We start from the raw sequence: 24,063 nt of genomic DNA on the forward strand, positions 1-24,063 counted from the left end.
CCGCTACTCGGCGGCCAGGTCGCGGCGTGCCGAGATCTTGCTCGGCAGCGACCAGAGCTCGATGAAGCCCTTGGCCAGCGACTGGTCGAACGTGTCGCCGGTGTCGTAGGTGGCGAGGTTGAAGTCGTACAGGCTCTCGGCGCTGCGACGACCGGTGACCACCGCGCTGCCGGCGTGCAGCTTGAGGCGGATCTCGCCGGTCACGTGCTTCTGGGTCTCGTCGATGAACACGTCGAGGGCGCGCTTGAGGCCGGAGAACCAGAGGCCGTCGTAGACGAGCTCCGCCCACTTGGACTCGACCGTGCGCTTGTAGCGTGCGACGTCGCGCTCGACCGTCATGTTCTCGAGCTCTTCGTGCGCGGCGATCAGTGCGATGCCGGCAGGCGACTCGTAGACCTCGCGGCTCTTGATGCCGACGAGGCGGTCCTCGACGATGTCGATGCGGCCGACACCCTGGCCGCCGGCGATCCGGTTCATGATCTGAACGGCCTCGAGCGGAGTGATCGACTTTCCGTCGATGGCTACCGGCACGCCCTCGCTGAACGCGATGACGACCTCGACCGGCTCGCGGGTGACGGCCGGGTCCTCGGTGTAGGTGTAGAGGTCTTCGATCGGGGCGTTCCACGGGTCCTCGAGGAAGCCGGTCTCGACGGCGCGACCCCAGACGTTCTGGTCGATCGAATACGGCGACTTCTTCGACTGCTCGATCGGCAGGTTGTGCTCGGCCGCGTAGACGATGGCCTTGTCGCGGGTGAGGGCGAAGTCGCGCACCGGGGCGAGCGAGGTGAGGTCGGGCGCGAGCGCGGCGACCGCGGCCTCGAAGCGCACCTGGTCGTTGCCCTTGCCGGTGCAGCCGTGGGCGACGCTGTCGGCGCCGAGCTCCTTGGCGGTCGCGGCGAGGTGCTTGGCGATCACCGGACGGCTGAGCGCCGAGACCAGCGGGTAGCGCTTCTGGTACAGGGCGTTGGCCTTGAGCGCCGGCATGATGTAGTCGTTCGCGAACTCGTCCTTCGCGTCGACGACGACCGACTCGACCGCGCCGCAGTCGAGCGCGCGCTGGCGGATCGCCTCCATGTCCTCGCCGCCCTGGCCGACGTCGACGGCCAGCGCCACGACCTCTTTACCGGTGGCGTCCTTCAGCCAGCCGATCCCGACCGAGGTGTCGAGTCCGCCCGAGTACGCGAGAACAACACGTTCCGCCATGATTCTCCTTCAGCTTCTTGTTTCTCTTCGAGTGTAGGTTCCGGGCCCCGGCGGGACCCGGGGGTTCAGGCCTGGCGCAGGAGCCAGACGAGCAGTGCCTTCTGGGCGTGCAGGCGGTTCTCCGCCTCATCCCAGATGACGCTCTGCGGTCCGTCGATGACCTCGGCGGTCACCTCGTAGCCGCGGTCGGCCGGGAGGCAGTGCATGAACAGCGCATCCGGCTTCGCGAGCGCCATCACGGCCGCGTCGACCTTGTAGCCGCCGAACACGGCGATGCGCTGCGCCTTCTCGTCCTCCTTGCCCATCGACACCCAGGTGTCGGTGACGATCACGTCGGAGCCCGCGGCCGCCGCGTTCGGATCGGTGAACAGCGCGACCGATCCCCCGGTCTCCGCGGCGATGCGTTCGGCGTCGGCGATCACCGCGGCGGAGGGCGCATAGTCCGCGGGAGACGCGATGCGCACGTGCATCCCGGCGGTGACACCGGCGAGCACGTAGGACTGGCCCATGTTGCTCGCGCCGTCGCCCAGGAAGGTCAAGGTGAGACCGGCGAGTTCGCCGCGCTTCTCCTTGATGGTGAGCAGGTCGGCCAGGAGCTGGCACGGGTGGAAATCGTCCGAGAGCGCGTTGACGACCGGCACGGTGGTGCCGGCTGCCATCTCCTCCAGGCCCGACTGCGCGTACGTGCGCCAGACGATCGCCGACACCATCCGCTCGAGGACGCGTGCCGTGTCCGACGGGGTTTCTTTGCCGCCCAGCTGGCTGTTGGCGGTCGAGATGATCAGCGGGCTTCCGCCGAGGTCGGCGATCCCGACCGCGAACGAGACGCGGGTGCGGGTGGAGGACTTGTCGAAGATCACGGCGACCGTCTGGGGGCCTTCGAGCGGCTTGGTGCCGAAGCGGTCGGCCTTGAGCTGCTCGGCCAGCTCGAGGATCTCCGCCTGCTCGGCGGGGCTGATGTCGTCGTCGCGCAGAAAATGCCTGGTCATGTCTTTCTTTCGTTCGAGGGGTCTAGAGGGACGCGAGAGCGCGGCCGAATCGTTCGCGGAATCCGCTGAGCTCGTCGTCTCCCACGATGAGCGGCGGGGCGAGCCGGATGCTCGACTCGTTGGGGGCGTTGATGATGAGGCCGTTGGCGAGCGCCGCATCCGAGAGGCGGTGCGCCTCGCCGTCGGTGAGCCCGATGCCCACCAGGAGGCCCTGGCCCCGCAGTTCTCCGATCAGCGGCGAATCGAAGCTCCGGATGATCGCCCGCAGCTCCTCGCCGCGGCGGGCGGCATTCTCGACCAGCCCCGCGTCCTCGATCTCCTTCAGCACGGCGTTGCCCGCGGCCGTGGCCAGCGGGTTGCCGCCGAACGTGGAGCCGTGCTGCCCGCGCGAGAACAGCTCGGACGCCCATCCGAACGTCACCAGCGCGCCGATCGGCACGCCACCGGCGATGCCCTTGGCGATCGTGACGGCGTCGGGGGTGATGCCCGCGTGCTCGTACGCGAACCACCGGCCCGTGCGCCCGACGCCGGTCTGGATCTCGTCGATGATGAGCAGCGCGCCGTGCTGCTCGGTGAGCTCGCGCGCTCGGCGGAGGAAGCCTTCCGGCAGGTCGAGCACGCCGGCCTCGCCCTTGATCGGTTCGATGAACAGAGCGGCGACATGGTCGTCGATGGCGGCTTCGAGCGCGGCGATCGTCGATTCGATGTGCTCGACACCGCCGGGCAGCGGCTCGAAGGGCGCGCGCATCGGCGGCTTGCCGGTGAGGGCGAGCGAGCCCATCGTGCGACCGTGGAACGCGTTGTTCAGTGCGAGCACCCGGGTACGGTGGCCGTTCCCCTTGTTCAGGCGGGCCAGCTTGAAGGCGGCCTCGTTGGCCTCGGCGCCGGAATTGCCGAAGTAGACCCGGCCCTCCGCGCCCGCGCCCGTGACGCGGGTGAGTCGCTCGGCCAGCTCGAGCTGCGGCGGGGTGGCGAAGTAGTTGGAGACGTGCGCCAGCGTCGCGATCTGCCGGCTCACCGCATCCACCAGCACCGGATGCGCGTGGCCAAGCGAGTTCACCGCGATGCCGCCGAGGAAGTCGAGATACTCCTTGCCGTCGACGTCCCAGACGCGGCAGCCCTCGCCGCGGGCGAGCATGACCTTCGGCGTCGCAAGGGTGCGCATCATCGTGTGGCCGAAGCGCGCATTCCAGTCGGCCGTGATGTCGGTGCTGACATTGCCGTCGGTGCTGACGTTGCCGTCAGTGCTGACGTTGTCGTCGGTGCCGGTGCTGCCGTCGGTACTGTCGGTGCTCACGAGGGCACCACCTCCGTTCCGATGCCGGATTGCGTGAACACTTCGAGCAGAATCGAGTGCGGGACGCGGCCGTCGATGATCGCTGCCTTCGCCACTCCCCCGTCGACCGCCGCCAGACAGGCGGACATCTTGGGGATCATCCCGGACTCGAGCGACGGGAGCAGCTCGCGCAGCTCGCGGGCGGTGATCTCGGAGACCAGCGAGTCGCGGTTGGGCCAGTCGCTGTAGAGGCCGGCGACGTCGGTGAGGATGACGAGCTTGGCGGCGCCGAGTGCCACGGCGAGGGCGGCGGCCGCCGCATCCGCGTTGACGTTGAGGGACTGACCGGGATCGTCGATGTCGGGCGCGATCGAGGAGACGACCGGGATGCGGTCGGCGGCGATCTGCGCGTGCACCGCCGCCGGGTCGACGCCGATCACATCACCGACCAGGCCGAGGTCGACCTCGTCGCCGTCGATGACGACGCCGCGCTTGCGGCCCTGGAACAGTCCGGCGTCCTCACCGGAGAGGCCGGCCGAGAGGGGCCCGTGCCGGTTGATGTTGCTCACCAGGTCGCGGTTGATCTGGCCGGTGAGCACCATGCGCACCACGTCCATCGCCTCGGGCGTGGTGACGCGGTAGCCGCCGCGGAACTCCGACGCGATGCCGAGCCGGTCGAGCATGGCCGAGATCTGGGGGCCGCCGCCGTGCACGACGACGGGGTGGATGCCGGCGTAGCGCAGGTAGACCATGTCTTCGGCGAAGGCGCGCTGCAGCTCCTCGCTGACCATGGCGTTGCCGCCGAACTTCACCACGATGATCTGCTCGTGGAAGCGCTTGAGCCAGGGAAGCGACTCGATCAGGGTGGCGGCCTTGGCGGCCGCGCTCGCCTGCTCGGCCGCCTCGGCGGGATCGGAGTCGGTGCCGGGTTCAGTGTCTGTCGTCGAAGTCATCTCAGCTCGCGTAAGCGCTGTTCTCATGGACGTAGTCGTGGGTGAGGTCGTTGGTGAGGATGGTCGCGGCCGCCTCGCCCGCGTTCAGGTCGATGTGCACGTGCACGGAGCGCGGCGTGAGGTCGACGAGATCGCGCGGCTGATCGGGCTCACCGGCGGTGCAGACCTGCACGCCGTTGATCGCGACATCGATGCCATACGGGTCGAAGGCGGCGTCCGTGGTTCCGACCGCCGCCAGCACCCGGCCCCAGTTGGGATCGTTGCCGAAGATCGCGGCCTTGAACAGGTTGCTGCGCGACACGGCGCGGCCGACCGTCACGGCGTCGTCCTCCGTGGCCGCGTTGACGACCTCGATGGCGATGTCGTGCGAGGCGCCCTCGGCGTCGGCCTGCAGCTGCTCCGCGAGACTCTGGCAGACCTCCGTGAGCGCGGCGGCGAACTCGGCGATGCCGGGCTCGATGCCGCAGGCTCCCGACGCCAGCAGCGCGACGGTGTCGTTCGTGGACATGCAGCCGTCCGAATCGAGGCGGTCGAACGTCACCTTCGTCGCGAGCCGCAGGGCCGTGTCGAGCTGGCCGGAGTCGAGCACGGCATCCGTCGTGATGACGACGAGCATGGTGGCGAGTCCCGGCGCGAGCATCCCGGCACCCTTGGCCATGCCGCCGATGGTCCAGCCCTCGGCCGACACGTGCACGGCCTCCTTGGGCTTGGTGTCCGTCGTCATGATCGCTTCAGCGGCGGCGAGCGCGGCAGCGGCGGATTCCGCGTCGTCGCCGGCCAACGCGAGGGTCGCATCCCACACGCCGGCCTGCAGCTGATCGAGGTCGAGCTGCTCGCCGATGAGACCGGTCGAGCAGACCAGCACGTCGCCGGCCGAGATCTCAAGGCGGTCGGCGACAGCCTCCGCGGTGGCGTGGGTCGTCTGGAAGCCGCGCGCGCCGGTGTAGCAGTTGGCGCCGCCGGAGTTGAGCACGATGGCCTTCACGACGCCGTCGGAGATGACCTGCTCGCTCCACAGCACGGGGTTGGCCTTGCAGCGGTTCGTGGTGAACACCGCAGCAGCCGCGTCGAGCGGACCGAGGTTCTGCACGATCGCCAGGTCGCGCTTGCCGCTCGACTTGAGGCCGGCAGCGACCCCCGCCGCGGCGAATCCGGATGCTGCGGTCACGCTCATGGCGCCACTCCGTTCACGTTCAGGCCGGCGGTCTCATCGAGGCCGAGGGCGATGTTGGCGGACTGGATGGCGGCGCCCGCCGTCCCTTTGTACAGATTGTCGAGCGCGAGCACCGTGACGACGCGTCCGGCCGCCTGGTCGACGGCCACCCCGATCAGAGCGGTGTTCGCGCCGAGCACGTCGGCGGTGCGGGGAACGCTCCCGTGCGGGAGCACGTGCACGAAGGGCTCGTCGGCGTACGCCCGCTCCCACGTCTGCCGCACCTGCTCGGGCGTGACGCCCGGCTTGAGGCGTGCGGTCGAGGTGGCGAGGATCCCCCGCGACATCGGCACCAGCACCGGCGTGAACGACACGGTCGGATGGGCGGCGCCCGCCTTGCGCAGGTTCTGCTGGATCTCCGGGATGTGCCGGTGCGTGCCGCCGACCGCGTACGGATTGGCGGATCCGAGGATCTCACTCGCGAGGTACATGGTCTTGAGGCTCTTGCCCGCACCGGACGGGCCGACGGCGAGCACGGCGACGATGTCCTCATCGTCGATCAGGCCGGCCGCGATACCCGGCGCGAGCGCGAGGGAGACGGCGCTGGCGTTGCAGCCGGGGGCGGCGATGCGGGTCGCTCCGACGAGGGCGTCGCGCTGCTTTCCGCCGGTGCTGTTCGCGGTGCCGGTCGCTGTGCTGTTCGCGCTGACGACGGGCAGCTCGGGGACGCCGTACGCCCAGGCGCCGAAGTAGTCGCCGCCGTAGAACGCCGCCCACGACTCCTCGCTCTCGAGGCGGTGGTCTGCGCCGCAGTCGACGACGAGCGTCTCATCGGGCAGCTGGGCGGCGATCTCACCGGACTTGCCGTGCGGCAGGGCGAGGAAGACGACGTCGTGGCCCGCGAGATTCGACGCGCTGGTTTCGACGAGGGTGAGGTGGGCGAGCGAACGCAGGTGCGGCTGGTGGGCGATCAGGGGCTGGCCGGCGTTCTGATGCGCCGTGACCGTGCGCACCTCGAAGTCGGGGTGGCTTGCCAGGATCCTGAGGAGTTCTCCGCCCGCGTAGCCGGATGCACCGGCGACGGCTACCGAGAAAGTCATGCTTCTACCTTATTGAGTGGACGACAGGGGGCCTCGAGACGGCGGCACCCACGTCGGCCCTCGTCAAGGGTCGCGCCAGCGCCGCCTAGATTCGGCGGTCGCGCAGGCGTCGGCGCAGGGCGCGGGCGGCATCAGCCGAGCGCGTGTCCATGAAGCACCGAGCGAAAAGCATGTCGCCACCCTAGCGCGCCTCCCCGGCCGGGCGCGAATCCGGGTCGCTGCGCGTCTCCGGCCGACGCGCGCCCCCGCAACTCCGGAACTCCGACCCGACACCCCGCGCAGAACGGAACAACTCCGGAACCCCCGAGCCCGATGGGCCGCGAGTTCCGGAGTTGTGAACGGGGTCAGTCCCGGATGTGCGCGCCGAAGCGCTCCTCCGCGCGCGCCGCACCGGCGAGCTTCGCCTCCGACGCCTCGGCGGCCGTCAGCGTGCGGTCGTCGGCACGGAAGCGCAGCGCGAAGGTCAGCGACTTCGTGCCGTCGGGGAGCCCCGTTCCGCGGTAGTCGTCGACCAGGCGGATGTTCTCCAGCAGCGGCCCGGCGCCCTCGCGCACTGCGCGCTCAACCTCGGCGGCGGGCGTGCTCACCGCCACGACGAGCGACAGATCCTGCGTCGCGGCCGGGAAGCCGGCGATCGTGCCGGCCACGATGTCCGCGGGCGCCACGCTCACGAGCGCGTCCAGGTCGAGCTCGAACACCGCGACCACGCGCGGCAGGTCGAGCTCCTCGGCGAGCGCGGGCAGCAGTTCGCCCGCGTAGCCGACCGACACCGTTGAACCGTCGCGGTCGCGCACCACGAGCTCAGCGGTCCGTCCGGGGTGCAGCGCCTGGTGCGTACTCTGCACCGGCTCGATCGTCAGTCCGAGCGCGGCACCGGTCTGGGCGGCCATCGTGAGCGCGTCCGCGACGCCGGCGGCGATCGCATCCTGACCGGGCTGCTTGACGATCGTGTGCCCCACCACGAGTCCGGCGAGGTGACGCGGCTGCGGCGGAATGCCCGCGTTCAGGCCGGCGAGCACCTCGTCGCTCGGCAGGGCCGCGCCGACCGGCAGGGTCTCGCTGCCGAAGCGGGCGCCGGCGATCGGGCGGAAGACCGTGCCGATCTCGTAGATCGACAGGTCGACCAGACCGCGGGCGAGGTTCCGCTTGGCGACGTCGAGCAGTCCGGGCAGCAGCGCTGTGCGCAGGTACGGCGCCGTGGCATCGAGCGCGTTGGCGATCTTGACGGCGGGAACGCCGCCCGTCTCGGCCGAGCCGAACGTGTCGTTCGCCTGCTCGCTCACGAACGGGAAGGCGAGCACCTCGGTGGCGCCGTTGGCGGCGAGCACCTCGGCGACGGCGCGGCGCAGCTTCTGCTCGCGGCTGAGCCCGCGTCCGGGAGGCGCGACCGGCAGCACCGATGGGATGCGGTCGTAGCCCACGATGCGGGCCACCTCTTCGGCGAGATCCGACTTGTCGCGAAGATCCGGGCGCCACGACGGCGGAACGACCTCGAGCACGTCGCCGCGGTCGGAGACGGCTCCGCCGATCTCGGCGAGCGCGCCGCGGACCTCGTCGTCGGTGAAGTCGGCGCCGACGAGCGAGCCGATGTAGTCCTTCGGCAGGCGGATGGCGGACGGGGCGTCGGCCGCGTCGAAGAGCGAGCCCAGCGCATCCGGATGCCCGCCGGCGAGCTGCTCGAGCAGCTGCACGACGCGCGCGGCCGCCGCGACGGCGACGCGTGGGTCGACCCCGCGCTCGAAACGCTTGGACGCCTCGCTGGGGAGCTTGTGGCGGCGTGCCGTGCGCGCGATCGACACCGGGTCGAAGTTCGCCGCCTCGACGAGCACGCTGGTGGTGCCGGCGCCGATCTCGGTGGAGGCGCCGCCCATCACGCCAGCCAGCCCGATGGGGCCGGAGTCGTCGGTGATGAGCAGGTCTTCCTCGTTCAGCGTGCGCGTCTGTCCGTCGAGTGTGACCAGGGTCTCCCCCGGGTGCGCCCGGCGAACGACGATGCCGCCGTGCAGTTTGTCGAGGTCGTACCCGTGGATCGGCTGACCGAGTTCGAGCATCACGTAGTTGGTGATGTCGACGATCAGCGAGATCGACCGGATGCCGGCGAGCTTGAGCCGGGCGATCATCCAGGCCGGTGTCGGTCGGCTGCCGTCGACGTCGCGCACCACGCGCGTGACGAACACGCTCGCGCCCGAACGGCCCCGGATGCCGGAGCGGTCGTCGATGGTCACGCTGAAGCCGGCCGCATGGTCGCCGCTGATGGCGAGCCCCGGCGCGGACGCGGGGTCGCGGAAGGCCGCGCCGGTCGCGTGGGAGTACTCGCGGGCGATGCCGCGGATCGAGAAGGCGTAGCCGCGGTCCGGGGTCACGTTGACCTCGACGGCGGTGTCGTCGAGCCCCAGCAGGGAGATGGCGTCGCTGCCGACCTCGGGGTCGAGCCCCAGGGTCGCCAGGCGCAGGATGCCGTCGTGCTCGTCGCCGAGCCCCAGCTCGCGCGCAGACGCGATCATGCCGTCGGAGACATGCCCGTACGTCTTGCGCGCGGCGATCGGGAACGGTCCGGGCAGCACCGAGCCCGGAAGGGTCACGACGACCTTGTCGCCGGGGAAGAAGTTGCCCGCACCGCAGACGATGCCGTGCACGGCGTCGCCGCCGTCGGCCGCCGTCTCGCCGTCCGGGGCGACCCGCACCTGGCACCACCGGATGGTCTTTCCGTTCGTCTGCGGCTCCTCGACGAAGTCGAGCACCTCACCGACGACGACGGGGCCCGTGATCTCGAACGTGTGGACGTCTTCTTCTTCGAGGCCCACCGACACCAGCGCCGCGTGGACGTCTTCGGCCGTCGTGCCGGGCTCGAGGTCGACGTATTCGCCGAGCCAACTCAGGGGGACGCGCATCAGACCACCATTCCGAACTGCTGGGAGAAGCGGACATCGCCTTCGGCCATGTCGCGCATGTCTTTGACGTCGTTGCGGAACATCAGCGCCCGCTCGACGCCCATACCGAACGCGAAGCCGGAGTAGACATCCGGATCGATGCCCGCCGACCGCAGCACGTTCGGGTTCACCATGCCGCAGCCGCCCCACTCGATCCAGCGCGCGCCGCCCTTGAAGGTCGGGTGCCACAGGTCGAGTTCGGCGCTCGGCTCGGTGAAGGGGAAGTAGTTGGGGCGCAGTCGCACCTTCGCGTCGTCGCCGAACAGCGTCTTGACGAAGTGGTCGAGCGTCCCGCGCAGGTGGGCCATCGTGAGGCCCTTGTCGACGGCGATGCCCTCGGTCTGGTGGAAGACCGGAAGGTGGGTGGCGTCGAACTCGTCGGTGCGGAACACCCGCCCGGGCGCGATGCGGTAGACCGGCAGCTCGTTACCGAGCAGAGCGCGCAGCTGTACCGGCGAGGTGTGCGTGCGCATCACCATGTGGGCGTTGGTCGGCTCGACGAAGAACGTGTCCTGCATGGCGCGCGCCGGGTGGTCCTCATCGAAGTTGAGCGCGTCGAAGTTGTACCACTCGCTCTCCAACTCGGGACCCTCTGCGAGCTCCCAGCCCATGCCGACGAACACGTCGGCGATGCGCTCCTGCAGCAGCGACAGCGGGTGACGCGCACCGGGCGTCCAGCGCGTGGGGAGAGCGGTGACATCCACGGCCTCGGCGGCGAGCCTGGCGGCGTCCTCGGCCGCTTGGATCTGCTCCTCCTTGGCGGCGAACGCCTGGTTGACACGGCCCCTGGCCTGGCCGACGAGCTTGCCCGCTGCGGCCTTCTGATCGTTCGGGACGTTGCGCAGGCTCGCGTTCAGGCGGGCGAGCGGCGACCCCTCTGCGGTGTGCTCGCTGCGAACGACCTTGAGCGCGGCGGAGTCGGCCGCGGCGTCGATCGCGGCGAGTGCAGCGGCGACGGCTGCTTCGACCGCTGCTTCGGTGATTTCGGTGGGTTCAGACACGGTACCCAAGTTTAGTGGCGCTCAGCGCGCGTCGGCCTCCGAGTACACCTCGTATGCGGCGTCCCAGAGACCCTCCGGTCGGGCGACGCTCGTTCCGGCGAGGAGCAGCGAGAGACCGTCGACCAGCGAATGCCGGCCCGCCGCGAAGTCGGGCGCCGAACGCATCCTGCCGCCGCCGAAGACATCCGGGACGCCGTCCTGATCGAGCACCAGCATCGTCGACGCACCACGGGGCTCGATCCGGATGCTGACCGCCGATCCCTGCGGACCCCAACTGCCCCTCTGCCCCTCTGCCCGTCTCCCTCGTCGTTGAGGGGCGGCAAAAGCATCTAAACACGCCGAGGGAACCTGCGTTTGCCGCCCCTCAACGAAACGAAGTGGGGCGTCAGTCGAAGAGCTCGGAGGAGCGCTGCGCGAACGCCGACTCGTAGAGGCAGACACTGGCCGCCGTCGCGAGGTTCATCGACTCGGCGCGGCCGTAGATCGGCACGGTCACGACCCGGTCGACAAGCGTGAGCAGCTCGTCGGGGAGCCCGCGGGCCTCGTTGCCGAAGACCCAGGTCGTCGGGCGGGCGAGCTGACCGTCGGTGCGGGCCGCGAGGAGGTCCTCCCCCTTCACGTCCGCCGCGAGCACCTGCAGACCGGCGGCGTGCGCGCGCTCGATCACGTCGTCGAGGCTCGCGCCGACGGCGACCGGCACGTGGAAGAGCGATCCGGTCGTCGAGCGGACGACCTTGGGGTTGTAGAGGTCGACCGTGCGGCCCGTGAGCACGACCGCGTCGGCACCGGCCGAGTCGGCGGCCCGGATGATCGTTCCCGCGTTGCCGGGATCGCGCACCTCCTCGAGCACCGCCACGAGGCGGGGCTCGCCCGAGAAGATGTCGCGGATCGACGTGGGGAACTGCCGGCAGACCGCGACGAAACCCTGCGGCGTGACCGTGTCGGCCATCGCCTCGAGCACGTGCTCCGTCACGAACTCGACATCGACGCCGGCCTCGACGGCCGTCTGCGCGATGTCGCTGTAGCGCTCCAGCGCTGTCGGCGTCGCGTAGAGCTCGACGACCAGCTCGGGTCGGAACGTCAGCGCCTCGGCGACCGCCTGCGGCCCCTCCAGCAAGAAGAGCCCGGTCTCCGACCGCGCTCCTCGCTTCGCCAGTTTGGCCACGGCCCGAACGCGCGGTGAGCGCGGGTTGTCAAGCATGGCACCAGCCTAGTGGGCGCAAAAGCAATCGAGCCCGACCTCGTTGCGGGCGAAACACAAGGGTTCCGGCCGAACGACGTCGGGCTCGATCGTGAAAGGGTGCGACTATGCCGCGGCGCCGGCCTTCGGTGCCGACGTGTCGGCGGGAAGGGCGTTCTTGGCGGTCTTGACGAGGGCCGCGAACGTGGCGGGCTCGTTGACGGCCAGGTCGGCGAGGATGCGACGGTCGACCTCGACACCGGCCAGACCCAGACCCTGGATCAGACGGTTGTAGGTGAGGCCGTTCGCGCGGCTCGCAGCGTTGATGCGCTGGATCCACAGGCGACGGAAGTCGCCCTTCCGGGCACGGCGGTCACGGTAGCTGTAGACCAGGGAGTGAGTGACCTGCTCCTTGGCCTTGCGGTACAGGCGCGACCGCTGACCGCGGTAGCCCTCTGCACGCTCAAGGATGACCCGACGCTTCTTGTGGGCGTTGACCGCCCTCTTTACTCTTGCCATTTGTCTTTACTTCCTCTTACGTCGGGGGTTCTACTTGCCGAGCATCCGGCGGATGACCTTGGCATCCACCTCGGGCACGACCTGATCCTGGTTGAGCCGGCGCTTGCGGTCGCTGGACTTGACCTCCAGGTGGTGGCGCATGCCGGCCTGCTGCTTCATGACCTTGCCGCTGCCGGTGATCTTGAAGCGCTTCTTGGCCCCGGAATGAGTCTTCTGCTTGGGCATTACTTCTCCTCGTTCGTCGCCTGGGTCGGCGAACTCTCGTCGGACTGCGCAGAGTCGTCTGCGGCAGCAACCGGCTCCTCAGCAGGGGCGTGAGCCCGAGCCTTGGAGGCGGCACGTTGTGCGTTGGCCTCGGCCTTGGCCTCTGACTTGTTCTTCAGAGGGCCGATGACCATGACCATGTTTCGACCGTCGATGGTCGGGGTCGATTCCACCGAGCCGAACTCGGCGACATCTTCTGCGAAGCGCTGGAGGAGGCGCACACCCTGGTCGGGGCGCGACTGCTCGCGACCGCGGAACAGGATCATCGCCTTCACCTTGTCGCCGGCCTTCAGGAAGCCTTCGGCGCGCTTGCGCTTCGTCTCGTAGTCGTGCTTGTCGATCTTGAGGCGGAACCGGACCTCTTTGAGGATGGTGTTCGCCTGGTTGCGCCGGGCCTCCTTGGCCTTCTGCGCAGCCTCGTACTTGAACTTGCCGTAGTCCATGATCTTCGCGACAGGCGGCTTGGAGTTGGGAGCAACCTCAACCAGATCCAGGTCTGCTTCCTGCGCGAGTCGGAGGGCGACCTCGATTTTGACGACGCCGACCTGCTCACCGCTGGGGCCGACGAGTCGAACTTCGGGGACGCGGATACGGTCATTGGTACGGGGATCGCTGATGCTTTTCTCCTCTGATCAAGCGATGCTTGCTGCCACGCTCCCGTCGGATGACGAAAGCGGCGAAAGAGGATTTTCCACGCACCAACACACTCCTGCGAATCTCTCGCAGGCTTGGTACCACACCCTGACTACCCCCGCGCTTGCGCGCGTTGGCGGAGTGCAACAACCCGGTAACCTTGTAAGCGGTCAAGCGCGGGTGGGAGGAATCTCCACTTTCGTCCGAGACAGATGTCTCGAAGCCCGAGCAATTCTAGCAGAGGAACGCAGTGAGCGACACACCCCCCGTCGAGCCCGCCGGCAGCGAGCCCGTCGACGTCATCGGCGACACGTACGAGGAGACCTACGACGAGGCTCTGCGCGACATCGCCGAGGTGCCGGCGGTCGAGGTCATCACCACCACGGCAGTCCACCTCATGAGCGCGGCAGCGGTCAAGTGCGGGCTCGCCGACGATCCGGATGCTCAGACCGACCTCGACGAGGCGCGCAAGCTCATCGACGCCCTCGCCGGGCTCGTCACGGCCAGCGCGGCGCACCTGGGCGACCAGCACGCGCGCAGCCTGCGCGACGGCCTGCGGTCGCTGCAGCTCGCGTTCCGCGAGGCGTCGCCCATCCCCGACCCGATCGGCAAGGGCCCGGGCGAGAAGTACACCGGACCGGTCAGCTAGCCGAGCGTCCGCGGCGCCGGCCCGCGGCGAATGAATGTATAGCCTGGCGTGATGGGATTCACGCCGCCGCCGTCGTTCACCACCCGCCCGACACTCGAGGGCACCTTCGGGATGTCCGCCTCGACGCACTGGCTCGCAACGGCCAGCGCGCAGGCCGTGCTGGAGCGCGGCGGCAACGCCTTCGACGCCGCAGTCGCCGGCGCCTTCGTGCTCCACGTCGTCGAGCCGCACCTCAACGGGCCCGGCGGCGATCTCGTCGCGATCTTCCAGGCCGGTGACGACGCCCCGCCCACCGTGCTCTCTGGGCAGGGGCCCGCTCCAGCCGGCGCCACCCGCGAGCACTACCTCGCCGAGGGCCTCGACCTCGTTCCCGGATCCGGTGCCCTCGCGGCCGCCGTGCCGGGCGCGGTCGACGCCTGGCTGCTCCTGCTGCGCGATCACGGCACCTGGGAGCTCGCGGACGTGCTCGCGTTCGCCATCGGGTACGCCAGGGACGGCCATCCGGTGCTCGAGCGGGTGGCGCGGACGATCGCCACCGTGCAGCGCCTGTTCGCCGAGCACTGGACCACCTCCGCCGCACACTGGATGCCGGACGGCCGCCCGCCGCAGCCCGGTGAGATCATCGTCAATCCGGCCTACGCCGACGTGCTCGACCGCCTGATCGACGCCGGCGCCGCCGCGGCCGATCGCGTCGGGCGCATCGACGCCGCACGCACGGAGTGGAAGACCGGCCACGTCGCCCGCGAGGCGGCGGCCTTCCTCGCACAGCCGCACCGCCACTCCTCCGGCACCGACCACGCCGGGGTGATCACCGTCGACGACTTCGCCGCCTACGACGCGTCCTACGAGGAGCCCGTCACGCTCGAGTTCCGCGGGCACACGATCGCGAAGACCGGCGCGTGGGGCCAGGGGCCGGCGCTGCTGCAGACCTTGGCCATCCTCGACGGGTTCGACGACGACGAGCGCCTCGATCCGTCGAGCGAGCTCGGCGCGCACACGATCCTCGAGGCGCAGAAGCTCGCCTACGCGGATCGCGAGGCGTACTACGGCGACGGCGACGTGCCGCTCGACGCGCTGCTCTCCCCCACGTACGCGGCCGAGCGCCGAGCGCTCATCGGCGACACGGCGTCTGCTGAGTTCCGTCCCGGATCCGTCGCGGGCGTCGAGCCGTTCGTACCCCCGCTGCGCACCGAGTACGGCACCCCCACCGACGGCAGCGCCCGCTCGGCCATCGCCGGCGTGGGCGAACCGACCGTCGCCGTGACGGGAGAGACGCGCGGCGACACCTGCCACATCGACGTCGTCGACCGCTGGGGCAACATCGTCTCGGCCACGCCCTCGGGCGGATGGCTGCAGTCCTCGCCGACGATCCCGTCGCTCGGCTTCTGCCTCGGCACCCGCTTGCAGATGACCTGGCTCGAGGAGGGCTCGACCTCCACGCTGGTTCCCGGGCGGCGACCGCGCACGACGCTGACGCCGACGCTCGTGCTCCGTGACGGACTTCCGGTGACGGCACTGGGATCGCCGGGCGGCGACCAGCAGGACCAGTGGCAGCTGCTCTACCTGCTCCGCACGATCGTCGGCGGATACTCGCCGCAGGCGGCGATCGACGCCCCGGCGCTGCACACGACCTCGCTCGCGGGATCGTTCTGGCCCCGCACCTGGGAGCCGGCCGGCGCCGTCGTCGAAGACCGGCTCGGTGACGCGGTGATCGACGGCCTGCAGGCGCGCGGACACGTGATCACCCGCGCGGGAGACTGGTCGCTCGGGCGGCTCTCGTCAGTCGGGCGCGATCGCGAGCGCGGCGTGCTGACTGCGGCGGCGAACCCCCGGAGCGCGCAGGGATACGCGGCCGGGCGCTGAACCGTCGCCTACGACCGGCGGCCGACCGCCTCCCGCACGACCTCGACCGTGCGCTCGACGTCGTCGGGCGACGTGAGCCAGTTGCTCACCGAGAAGCGCAGCACCGCACGCCCCTGCCACTGGGAGGGCGAGCCGTACGCCGTTCCCGACGCGTCGACAGCGGCAGCGACCGCCCGCGTCGTCTCGTCGTCGCCGAACGCGACGCACACCTGCGTGTAGACCACGTCGTTCAGGATGCTCACACCGGGCACCGTCCGCAGTCCAGCGGCGAGCGCGGCAGCCCCGTCGGCGAGCGTCTGCACGAGGTCGGCGACGCCATCACGCCCGAGCCGCGCGAGCGCCGCCCAGACCGGTACGCCGCGCGCCCGCCGCGAGAGCTCGAGCACCCGCTGGCTGGGGTCGCCGACGTCGGCACTCGCCGCCAGATAGGCGGCCTGCTGAGTGAAGGCCGAGTAGAGCGCTGTCGGGTCGGCGACGATCGCGATCCCCGAGTCGTAGGGGACGTTCAGCGTCTTGTGCGCGTCCGTCGCCCAGGAGTCCGCGCGCTCCATCCCCGCCGTGAGGTGCGAGAGCCCGGGCGTCACCGCGGCCCAGAGCCCGAACGCCCCGTCGACGTGCACCCACGCACCGGCATCGTGCGCCACCGCGATCGCCGCGGCGAAGTCGTCGAACGCACCAGAGTGCACGTTCCCCGCCTGTAGGCACACGAGCGCCGGTCCGCTGCCTTCCGCCAGCGCGTCCCTCAACGCATCCACCCGGATGCGCCCCTGAGCGTCCGAGGCCACAACGGCCGGCACGCCGAGCCCCGCGTAGCGTCCGGCGTCGTCCACCGAGATGTGCCGTTCCTGCCCCGCGATGAACCGCACCCGGGGCCCGCCCGCCAGACCATCGGTACGCGCATCCCAGCCCGCGCGCCGCAGCACCTCGTCGCGCCCGGCAATCATCCCGACCGCGTTCGCCGTGGTCGCGCCGGTGACGAATCCGACCTCCGCCGACGGCGGCAGGCCGAGCAGGTCGACGAGCCAGCCGCCCGCGAGCTCCTCGGCGGCGACCACCCCCGGCGTGACGGCGCGCATGGCGGCGTTCTGATCCCAGGACGAGACGAGCCAGTCCGCGCCGAGCGACACCGGCTGCGTGCCGCCGATCACCCAGCCGTAGAATCGCGGCGAGTCCATCCGCATGAGTCCGGGTTCGACCGCATCCGCGAGCCGTCGGAGAACAGCGATCGCATCGTCGCCGCGCGCCGGAAGGGATCTGCCGAGCGCATCCTTCACCTCGTCGATACCGGCGCGGGGCGGGATGCTGCCCTCACGCACGCCGTCGAGCCAGCGGCCGGCGAGCGCTGACGCCTCCCCGAGCACCTCCTCGAAGGTGTCGGCGCGAGGATCGTGCTGATCACCGCTCACCCGGTGGATTCTCCTCCCGCGCCATCCACCGGTCAACGCATTCGTCGGTCAACGCATCCGTCGGTCAACGCATCCGTCGGTCAACGCATCGGCCGACGTCGCCGCACCGACCCGGCGCGGACTACCCTGGGCGCATGGACGCCGACGCCGTGCGTGCCCTGGCCCTCGCCCTCCCCGAGACGGAGGAGTACGAGCACGGCGGGCTGCCCGCGTTCCGCGTGCGCGGCAAGCGCTTCGCCACGATGCTGCAGGGATCGACCGTGCACCTGATGCTCGGCGAACTCGGCATCCGAGAGGCCGTCGCCGCGTGGCCCGAGCACTGCTCGGAGCGCTGGTTCGCCGGCCGGCTCAGCTCCGCGCTCGTCGACTTCGGCACCATCGACCCCGAGCTGATGCGCGAACTCGTGACGGATGCGTGGCTCACGCGTGCCCCCGCATCCCTCCGTCACCAGGTGGGCGGGTAGCGCAGCTGCCAGCGGACGCGGCGCTCGAGCTGGGCCGCCAGCGACAGCAACGTGCGCTCACCGCCAGGACGCCCGATGAGCTGCACGCCCATCGGCAGACCGTCCGCGGTCTGCGAGACGGGCAGCACGATCGCCGGGAGTCCGGAGACGTTCAGCATCGAGGTGAACGGCGTGTACTGCACCTGCTGGGCGAAGTTGCGCTCCCCGTCATCCTGGTCGTACCAGCCGACCGGTCGCGGCGTCATCGCCATGGCCGGGGTCAGCACGGCGTCGAACGACGACAGCTGCGCGATCAGCGACCGCTCGAAGGCGGTGAGGGCCGAGAGCGCCTCGCTCAGTTCGCGCGCCGAGAGGGCGCGGCCACGGCCGACGAGCCACTTCGTCAGCGGCTCCAGCAGGTCGAGGGCCTCCCCCTCGGCGGGGATGCGCGCCGCACCCGCCTGCCAGATCGTGCGGAAGGCGGGCGCGTACGTCGGGTCCGGCGTGAGCGCGGTCTGCTCGATCCCGTGGCCGATCGCGGTGAACGCGTCCACCGCGGCGTCGAGCGCGGCCAGCGCCTCCGGGTCGATGGTGATCTCGTAAGCGTCGTCCCATGCCGAGGTCGTCATCACCCCCAGCTGGAACCGGCCCTCTCCGCGCACAGCGGTGCCGAGGAAGGGACCGTCATCGTCGTAAGGCGCACGCAGCGTGTAGTGGTGGTCGATGCGGCCGTCGCGTTTGGCGATCATCCCGTCGAGCAGGAGGGCGGCGTCGGCCGTGGTGCGGGCGAGCGGACCGTCGACGACCAGCCCGGCCAGCGAGTCGATCCCGCTGCCGGCCGGGACGAGTCCGCGCGACGGTTTGAGTCCGACCAGACCGCAGGCAGCGGCGGGGATGCGGATGGAACCGCCGCCGTCGGAGCCGGGCGCGAACGGCAGCATGCCGCTCGCGACCGCCACGGCCGCTCCTCCACTGGAGCCGCCGGCGCCGAGCCCGGGGTTCCACGGGTTGCGCGCGGGAGGCGCCGCGAGGGATTCGGTGTACGCAGGCAGGCCGAACTCGGGCGCGTTGGTCTTGCCCAGGCTCACCGCACCGGCGTCGTCCATCGTCTGCACGATCTCGTCGGAGGAGTCCGGCACGAAGCCGGCCATCAGACGTGATCCGAAGCCGGTCGGAACCCCGGCGCGCTGCCAGAGATCCTTGTCGCCGAACGGGAGACCCCACAGCGGGGCGGTCCGGGGCACCTCGGAGGCGACGCGGTCGGCTCGCTCGAGTGCCGCATCCCGCGTGACGGTCACGAAGGCGCCCAGCTCGGGATTCAGCCGTTCGATGCGGCCGAGGTAATGGGCGGCGAGTTCGCGGGGGGAGACGTTTCCGCTCTGAAGTTCCTGCCAGAGGGCCAAGGCGGTGAGCTCGTGAAGGTCGGCCATGCATCGAGGCTATCCCCACCGCGCGCGCGGGCGGGGCGGGGCGGCGGCGCGCGGGCGTGCTGGGTCGCGCGTGCCAGGGCTCGCGTGCCGGGGCCCCGCGCCATCCGGATCGCCCGCACTACAGTGATGCCATGGAGGAGCGGGAACCCGTGGAGCAGGTCGTCGCCCGGCGATCGGTGATCCGGGCGGCCGCTCACTACGAGGAGCGTCATCCGGCCTGGCTGGTGGAGCACGCTCTGACCGCCGGCTGGGTCTGGGCCGCGTTCTGGATCGCGCTGCTCATCCCGGCCGACCACTACAGCTGGCACGCCGCGTACTGGTTCGTCATCGTGATCCTCGCGGTGCTCCCGACCTTCGTGGCGACCGTGATCGTGCTCAGCCAGACGCCGCACTCCCACCTGCGCCGGCCGGAATCGGTCCTCGGCCACTTCTTCAGCCGGTTCGCCGCCTACGTCGGCGCCTTCGTCGCCTGGACGTTGTCGGTGGTGCTCAGCGCGACCATCGCGACGCAGCTGCAGTCCGAGGGCAAGAACAACGAGGTCGACACTCTCGGCGTCGGCCTCGGTCTGCTGGTCTCGACCGCCCCCGTGGTCATCCTGTTCCTCTGGCTGCTGCTGATCGTCCGGTACGCCTGGTACCTGTCGCGGCTGCGCGGCTGGCAGGCCCGGCCGCGCAAGACACGCATCCCGACGGCGTTCCTCGCGGACGCGCCGCGCACGCACCGGCTGATCGTCGGGCTGGCGCATCCGGCCCTGCTCGCGGCGACCGGCACGTTCGCTGTGCTGATCGCGCTGCTGCTCTACGTCGACGACGTCACGCTCAACCTCCTCTGAGGCGTTCCTCCGCTGCCGCCGGGCGTCGCCCGCCGCGCACCGGCCGCCCTCCTCGCCGCGCCCCGCCGCCCTCCTCGCCGCGCGCCTCGCCGCGCCCCCGCCGCGCCCTGCCGTGCGCCCCCTCCGATCGAGTCGGGGATTAATCACGCCCAGCGCGCGAGCGGCGTGATTGATCCCCGACTCGCGCGGCGCCGGACCTGGCGGTGACGCCGAAGGGGTGAAGGGATGAAGGGGATGAAGGGGATGAAGAAAAGTGTTGACAAAATCGGTCCCGGCTGGTTGGTTAGTTACATCACCAACTAACCCATGAGGTTGGAGCAACCCCGAGGAGGTGCGGATGATCGAAGAAGGAAAGCCGATCTTCGTGCAGATCGCCGAACAGATCGAGAACGACATCATCGACGGCGTCTACCTCCCCGAGACCCAAGTGCCGTCGACCAACGAATTCGCGGCCTTCTACCGCATCAACCCCGCCACCGCAGGCAAGGGTGTGAACCTGCTCGTGGATGACGGGATTCTCTACAAAAAGAGAGGAATCGGCATGTTCGTCGCCGACGGCGCCCGTGAGCGCCTCATCGTCAAGCGTCGCGATGCGTTCCGCGACGAATACCTCCGCCCCCTGCTCGCCGAAGCCGCGAAGCTCGGGATCGATCCCCAGCAACTCACCGAGATGATCTCCACGGAAGGAGTCAGCGCATGACCAGCACAGCAACTCCCACGTCGATCGCGCCGGCCGTCCGCGTCGAAGGGCTCACCAAGCGCTTCGGTTCGTTCACGGCCATCGACGACGTCAGCTTCACCGTCAAGCCCAACAAGATCTACGGACTGCTCGGCCGCAACGGCGCGGGCAAGACCACCATCATGCAGCTGCTCACGGGGCAGGATTTCGTCACCTCCGGCGAGGTGCGCGTCTTCGGCGAGAAGCCGGTCGAGAACGCCAGGGTGCTGCAGAACATCTGCTTCATCAAAGAGAGCCAGCGCTACCCCGACGACTTCATGCCGAAGCACGTCTTCCGCAGCGCGCCGTGGTTCTTCGAGAACTGGGACACCGAGTTCGCCGAGCAGCTGATCGGCGAGTTCCGGCTCCCACTGAACCGCCGCATCAAGAAGCTGTCGCGAGGCCAGCTCTCCGCCGTCGGCGTCATCGTCGGCCTCGCCTCGCGCGCCCCGCTCACCTTCTTCGACGAGCCCTACCTGGGGCTGGATGCGGTGGCCAGGCAGATCTTCTACGACCGCCTGCTCGAGGACTACGCCGAGCATCCGCGCACGGTGATCCTCTCGACGCACCTCATCGACGAAGTGGCCAACCTTCTCGAGCACGTGATCGTGATCGACCAGGGCCGCATCCTGATGGACCAGGATGCCGAGGAGATGCGCAGCTCGGCCACCACGGTCGTCGGCCAGCGCGGCGCCGTGGAGGCGTTCGTGACCGGGCGCGACGTGCTGCACCGCGACGGCATCGGCGGACTCGCGTCGGTCACCGTCGGGTCCCTCACCCCGTCCGACCGGGCGGAGGCCGTTTCCGCGGGCCTCGAGCTCTCCCCGGTCTCCCTCCAGCAACTCATCGTCCGCAAGACCAACGTCCGAGCGACAGAATTCGAGCAGAGCGCATGACCGCCATCACGCCGGAGGCCGTGAACCTCCGCACCACCCCCGCTTCCGCGCAGCGCATCTGGCGCGTGGTGAGGCTGAACCTCGTCAACAAGTACACGACCATCTGGGTGCCCATCATGATCATGGGCTTCATCTGGCTGGTGAACTACCTGATCTGGTGGATCATCTTCGCCGCCACCGAGCCGAAGGACCGCGCGCACGCCCTCGAGGGCACGCAGTGGAGCGGCGGAGGGTTCTACATCTTCGTCTACATGCTGGTCGTCGGCATCCAGGTGATCAGCATGACGTTCCCGTTCGCGCTCGGCTACAGCGTGACCAGGCGCGACTTCTACCTGGGATCGGCGCTCACCTTCGGGATGCTCGCGGCCGGGTACTCAATCGGGTTCTCGGTGCTGTCGATGCTCGAGGAGGCCACGGGCGGCTGGGGCCTCGGCGGCCACCTGTTCACCTCGGTGTACTTCGGCGGCGGCGGCTTCTGGGAGCGCCTGTTCATCGTGTTCGTGTCGATGCTGTTCTTCTTCTTCGTCGGCTCCACCAGCGGCACGATCTTCATGCGCTGGCGGGTGAACGGCCTGCTCATCGCGATGGCGATCCTCGTGCTGCTGCTCGTCGGCCTCGTCGCCCTGATCACCTTCACCGGCAACTGGCCGGCCGTCGGATCCTGGTTCATGACGATGGGCCCGACGGGAGTGGTCGCCTGGCTGCTCGTGCCGACGGCGATCGCCGCGGTCGCCGGGTTCTTCATCCTGCGCCGGTCGACACCCAAGAGCTGACCGGTTCGGAGCCGGGCTGGCATGGACGTGGCCGGGAACCTTCGGGTTCCCGGCCACGGTTGTTCATCTGCCTCGTCACGACCGGACCCTGAACTCGCTCGGTGCCGGCCGCTGATGACGTCGGTCTCACCCTAGAACGCGCGAACGCCGCTCAGAACGGACTCCCACAGCATCCAGCACCGACGCAAAGCCAACGCTCAGGACGCGTCGCCGGCTGCCGGCTCGGCGTCGCCGGCAGCCGGCCCTACGTCGCCGCCGAGCTCCTGGAACACCGTCAGCTGCAGGTCCGCGGGAGCCGCCAGCCGGGAGTTCAGCGAGTTCCACGGCGTCACGGTCGGCGGCGCGATCAGTTCGGCGCCTCCCTCGACGAGCCGCGCGGTGACCGTGCGTCCATCGCCCACCTCGAACGCCAGCCGGATGCGCGGAGCGACAGGCCGCCCGACCTCGACGTCGTCGATCATCGCCTTCTGCGCGGGGTTCGCGATCTCCAGGGTGGCGCGGCCGGCATCGAGGATCGCGACCCGGGCTCCCCCATCGCCGGCGTACGCCTCCGCCTCGGGCAGCCCCAGCACATCCCGGTAGAAGGCGAGCGCCGCGTCGTAGTCGTCGGCCTCCACCACGATCCTCAACTGCCTCACCTGTGTCGCATCGGCCACGGTGTCCTCCTCCATCGGTACGGTTGTCGCAAGCGTCCGGCGCCGGCCGGCTGACAGGAGCAACCGCCGTGCTCGGCTACATCTTCCTCGCCATCGCGATCGCCACGGAGGTGGTCGCCACGACGTTCCTCAAGTTCACCTCGGGAGAGAACCCGAAGTGGTGGGCGTTCGTCATCGTCGTCGTCGGGTACATCGCATCGTTCGTCGCGCTGTCGCAGTCGCTGACCCGTGGTGTTCCCCTCGGGATCGCCTACGCGATCTGGTCGGCCGTCGGCGTGGTGGCGATCGTGCTGATCTCGTGGGTCTTCTTCAAGGAGTCGCTGACCTGGGTGCAGATCGCGGGCATCGTGCTCGTGATCGTCGGCGTCGGGCTCCTCGAGCTCGGCGGGAAGCACGCCTAGCCCGCAATGAGGGGTCCAGCCACGCCGTCGTATTCACCAGCGATCGGCGTGTCGGGACCCCTGATCCGGAACGGCCCCGAACGTGGGCGTGAAGGGTGCATGGGCCCATCGGCTACAGGCACGCAGAGCATCCCCGAGGGGGAGGCATTCTCGACCCACCATCCCCCGATCGAGCCACTGGTAAAGCGCGCTAGAACTTCCGCGTGAAGGGCATCGGTTTGCGCATCCGGATCAGGAGCAGCAACGGCACGAGCACATATGGCCCGTTGTAGAGCAGGAAGATGAACGGCTGCGGCGTGCGCTGCGCCGCGTCGCCGAAGAACTCCACACCGAAGATCGGGATGCCCGTGAGGCTGATGATCATCGTCGCGTAGATCACGGCGTAGAGCTGGATCCAGTTGTAACCCTTCGACAGGCAGATGACGAGCAGCACGTAGAACGGGAGGTAGATGAACGCCGAGGTGCCGGTGATGAATCGGAGCCAGATGGGCGGGTTCTGGTACAGCGGGTCGTACTGCGACGAGTAGGTGTAGTTCCACTGCGCGAACAGGTTGGTCGTCGTCGAGGTCTGCGGGATGCCGAGCGTCGGGATCGCATCGCTGATGATGCAGGTCACGATGAACAGCGAGAAGATGCAGATGAAGAAGATGTCGACGGGACGCTTGCGCAGGGGCAGGTTCGCCGGCGTCGCGGGTGCGGCGGGGGCGACCTGACCGTTCTCTGGAGTCACTGTGGTCACGGTGACACCCTAGTCAGCCACCACCGGCCGCGCGACGACCGCGCGCCTGCGTGTC

At 69.7% G+C, this 24,063-nt stretch carries 25 protein-coding genes; 8 read left to right on the top strand and 17 right to left on the bottom strand.

The window, feature by feature from the left end; translation table 11 throughout:
- Positions 1 to 3 precede the first annotated feature (3 nt).
- The 13 genes from AC1DB1_RS10540 to infC form a co-directional block, all read right to left on the bottom strand.
- Positions 4 to 1,203: an argininosuccinate synthase gene (locus AC1DB1_RS10540; protein WP_271177697.1), complete on the bottom strand. Its 1,200-nt coding sequence runs from the start codon at positions 1,201 to 1,203 to the stop codon at positions 4 to 6.
- 65 nt (positions 1,204 to 1,268) lie between these two features.
- Complete coding sequence (argF, locus tag AC1DB1_RS10545) at positions 1,269 to 2,192, bottom strand: ornithine carbamoyltransferase (protein WP_477200735.1); 924 nt, start codon at positions 2,190 to 2,192, stop codon at positions 1,269 to 1,271.
- Positions 2,193 to 2,214: 22 nt separating this feature from the next.
- Positions 2,215 to 3,396 carry an acetylornithine transaminase gene (locus AC1DB1_RS10550; RefSeq protein ID WP_477200850.1) on the bottom strand — a complete coding sequence of 394 codons (1,182 nt, stop codon included), beginning with the start codon at positions 3,394 to 3,396 and terminating at the stop codon, positions 2,215 to 2,217.
- An 89-nt stretch (positions 3,397 to 3,485) separates the two neighbouring features.
- Positions 3,486 to 4,421, bottom strand: a complete 936-nt coding sequence (gene argB / locus AC1DB1_RS10555) for an acetylglutamate kinase (protein ID WP_477200736.1) — start codon at positions 4,419 to 4,421, stop codon at positions 3,486 to 3,488.
- Position 4,422: 1 nt separating this feature from the next.
- A complete protein-coding gene (argJ, locus tag AC1DB1_RS10560; protein WP_477200737.1) occupies positions 4,423 to 5,595 on the bottom strand; it encodes a bifunctional glutamate N-acetyltransferase/amino-acid acetyltransferase ArgJ in 1,173 nt (390 codons plus the stop codon).
- On the bottom strand, positions 5,592 to 6,674 hold the full coding sequence (argC, locus tag AC1DB1_RS10565; RefSeq protein ID WP_477200738.1) for an N-acetyl-gamma-glutamyl-phosphate reductase: 1,083 nt from the start codon (positions 6,672 to 6,674) through the stop codon (positions 5,592 to 5,594). Before argC ends, argJ begins: the two co-directional genes overlap by 4 nt.
- Positions 6,675 to 7,018: 344 nt before the next feature.
- Positions 7,019 to 9,565, bottom strand: a complete 2,547-nt coding sequence (gene pheT / locus AC1DB1_RS10570; RefSeq protein ID WP_477200739.1) for a phenylalanine--tRNA ligase subunit beta — start codon at positions 9,563 to 9,565, stop codon at positions 7,019 to 7,021.
- Positions 9,565 to 10,605 (bottom strand): phenylalanine--tRNA ligase subunit alpha, encoded by a 1,041-nt coding sequence (gene pheS / locus AC1DB1_RS10575; RefSeq protein WP_271177691.1) that lies wholly within the window; start codon positions 10,603 to 10,605, stop codon positions 9,565 to 9,567. The genes pheT and pheS overlap by 1 nt, the downstream gene beginning before the upstream one ends.
- A 21-nt stretch (positions 10,606 to 10,626) precedes the next feature.
- Positions 10,627 to 10,815 (bottom strand): hypothetical protein, encoded by a 189-nt coding sequence (locus tag AC1DB1_RS10580; protein WP_477200740.1) that lies wholly within the window; start codon positions 10,813 to 10,815, stop codon positions 10,627 to 10,629.
- 175 nt (positions 10,816 to 10,990) lie between these two features.
- On the bottom strand, positions 10,991 to 11,806 hold the full coding sequence (locus AC1DB1_RS10585) for a TrmH family RNA methyltransferase (RefSeq protein ID WP_477200741.1): 816 nt from the start codon (positions 11,804 to 11,806) through the stop codon (positions 10,991 to 10,993).
- A 105-nt stretch (positions 11,807 to 11,911) separates the two neighbouring features.
- Complete coding sequence (gene rplT / locus AC1DB1_RS10590) at positions 11,912 to 12,304, bottom strand: 50S ribosomal protein L20 (RefSeq protein ID WP_271177689.1); 393 nt, start codon at positions 12,302 to 12,304, stop codon at positions 11,912 to 11,914.
- 30 nt (positions 12,305 to 12,334) lie between these two features.
- Entirely contained in the window at positions 12,335 to 12,529 is a 195-nt protein-coding gene (rpmI, locus tag AC1DB1_RS10595) for a 50S ribosomal protein L35 (RefSeq protein WP_271177688.1), read from the bottom strand.
- Positions 12,529 to 13,185: a translation initiation factor IF-3 gene (gene infC / locus AC1DB1_RS10600; RefSeq protein ID WP_271177937.1), complete on the bottom strand. Its 657-nt coding sequence runs from the start codon at positions 13,183 to 13,185 to the stop codon at positions 12,529 to 12,531. The genes rpmI and infC overlap by 1 nt, the downstream gene beginning before the upstream one ends.
- A 317-nt stretch (positions 13,186 to 13,502) precedes the next feature.
- Here infC and AC1DB1_RS10605 point away from each other — a divergent pair, with 317 nt between their 5' ends.
- Positions 13,503 to 13,850, top strand: a complete 348-nt coding sequence (locus AC1DB1_RS10605; RefSeq protein ID WP_271177936.1) for a DUF1844 domain-containing protein — start codon at positions 13,503 to 13,505, stop codon at positions 13,848 to 13,850.
- Positions 13,851 to 13,901: 51 nt separating this feature from the next.
- A complete protein-coding gene (locus tag AC1DB1_RS10610; RefSeq protein ID WP_477200742.1) occupies positions 13,902 to 15,713 on the top strand; it encodes a gamma-glutamyltransferase family protein in 1,812 nt (603 codons plus the stop codon).
- An 8-nt stretch (positions 15,714 to 15,721) separates the two neighbouring features.
- Here the strand turns inward: AC1DB1_RS10610 and AC1DB1_RS10615 are convergent, their stop codons facing one another.
- Positions 15,722 to 17,119, bottom strand: a complete 1,398-nt coding sequence (locus AC1DB1_RS10615; protein ID WP_477200743.1) for a pyridoxal phosphate-dependent decarboxylase family protein — start codon at positions 17,117 to 17,119, stop codon at positions 15,722 to 15,724.
- A gap of 134 nt (positions 17,120 to 17,253) precedes the next feature.
- Here AC1DB1_RS10615 and AC1DB1_RS10620 point away from each other — a divergent pair, with 134 nt between their 5' ends.
- Positions 17,254 to 17,583, top strand: coding sequence for an MmcQ/YjbR family DNA-binding protein (locus AC1DB1_RS10620; RefSeq protein WP_477200744.1), 330 nt, complete (start codon positions 17,254 to 17,256; stop codon positions 17,581 to 17,583).
- On the opposite strand, the gene AC1DB1_RS10625 is transcribed toward AC1DB1_RS10620, so the two are convergent.
- Positions 17,565 to 18,992, bottom strand: coding sequence for an amidase (locus AC1DB1_RS10625; RefSeq protein ID WP_477200745.1), 1,428 nt, complete (start codon positions 18,990 to 18,992; stop codon positions 17,565 to 17,567). The genes AC1DB1_RS10620 and AC1DB1_RS10625 overlap by 19 nt on opposite strands.
- A 131-nt stretch (positions 18,993 to 19,123) precedes the next feature.
- On the opposite strand from AC1DB1_RS10625, the gene AC1DB1_RS10630 reads away from it, so the two are divergent.
- From AC1DB1_RS10630 to AC1DB1_RS10645, 4 genes are all read left to right on the top strand, one after another.
- Positions 19,124 to 19,825, top strand: coding sequence for a hypothetical protein (locus AC1DB1_RS10630; protein ID WP_271177683.1), 702 nt, complete (start codon positions 19,124 to 19,126; stop codon positions 19,823 to 19,825).
- A 337-nt stretch (positions 19,826 to 20,162) separates the two neighbouring features.
- Positions 20,163 to 20,525 carry a GntR family transcriptional regulator gene (locus AC1DB1_RS10635; RefSeq protein ID WP_477200746.1) on the top strand — a complete coding sequence of 121 codons (363 nt, stop codon included), beginning with the start codon at positions 20,163 to 20,165 and terminating at the stop codon, positions 20,523 to 20,525.
- Positions 20,522 to 21,439, top strand: coding sequence for an ABC transporter ATP-binding protein (locus AC1DB1_RS10640; RefSeq protein ID WP_477200747.1), 918 nt, complete (start codon positions 20,522 to 20,524; stop codon positions 21,437 to 21,439). The genes AC1DB1_RS10635 and AC1DB1_RS10640 overlap by 4 nt, the downstream gene beginning before the upstream one ends.
- Entirely contained in the window at positions 21,436 to 22,212 is a 777-nt protein-coding gene (locus AC1DB1_RS10645) for a hypothetical protein (RefSeq protein WP_477200748.1), read from the top strand. The genes AC1DB1_RS10640 and AC1DB1_RS10645 overlap by 4 nt, the downstream gene beginning before the upstream one ends.
- 197 nt (positions 22,213 to 22,409) lie before the next feature.
- Here the strand turns inward: AC1DB1_RS10645 and AC1DB1_RS10650 are convergent, their stop codons facing one another.
- Positions 22,410 to 22,868 carry a VOC family protein gene (locus AC1DB1_RS10650; RefSeq protein ID WP_477200749.1) on the bottom strand — a complete coding sequence of 153 codons (459 nt, stop codon included), beginning with the start codon at positions 22,866 to 22,868 and terminating at the stop codon, positions 22,410 to 22,412.
- A gap of 68 nt (positions 22,869 to 22,936) precedes the next feature.
- On the opposite strand from AC1DB1_RS10650, the gene AC1DB1_RS10655 reads away from it, so the two are divergent.
- Positions 22,937 to 23,269: a DMT family transporter gene (locus tag AC1DB1_RS10655; protein ID WP_271177154.1), complete on the top strand. Its 333-nt coding sequence runs from the start codon at positions 22,937 to 22,939 to the stop codon at positions 23,267 to 23,269.
- Positions 23,270 to 23,459: 190 nt separating this feature from the next.
- Here the strand turns inward: AC1DB1_RS10655 and AC1DB1_RS10660 are convergent, their stop codons facing one another.
- Complete coding sequence (locus AC1DB1_RS10660) at positions 23,460 to 24,008, bottom strand: DUF2781 domain-containing protein (protein WP_477200750.1); 549 nt, start codon at positions 24,006 to 24,008, stop codon at positions 23,460 to 23,462.
- Positions 24,009 to 24,063: the final 55 nt, after the last annotated feature.

The sequence above is a fragment of the Leifsonia sp. 10N434 genome (assembly GCF_056394405.1).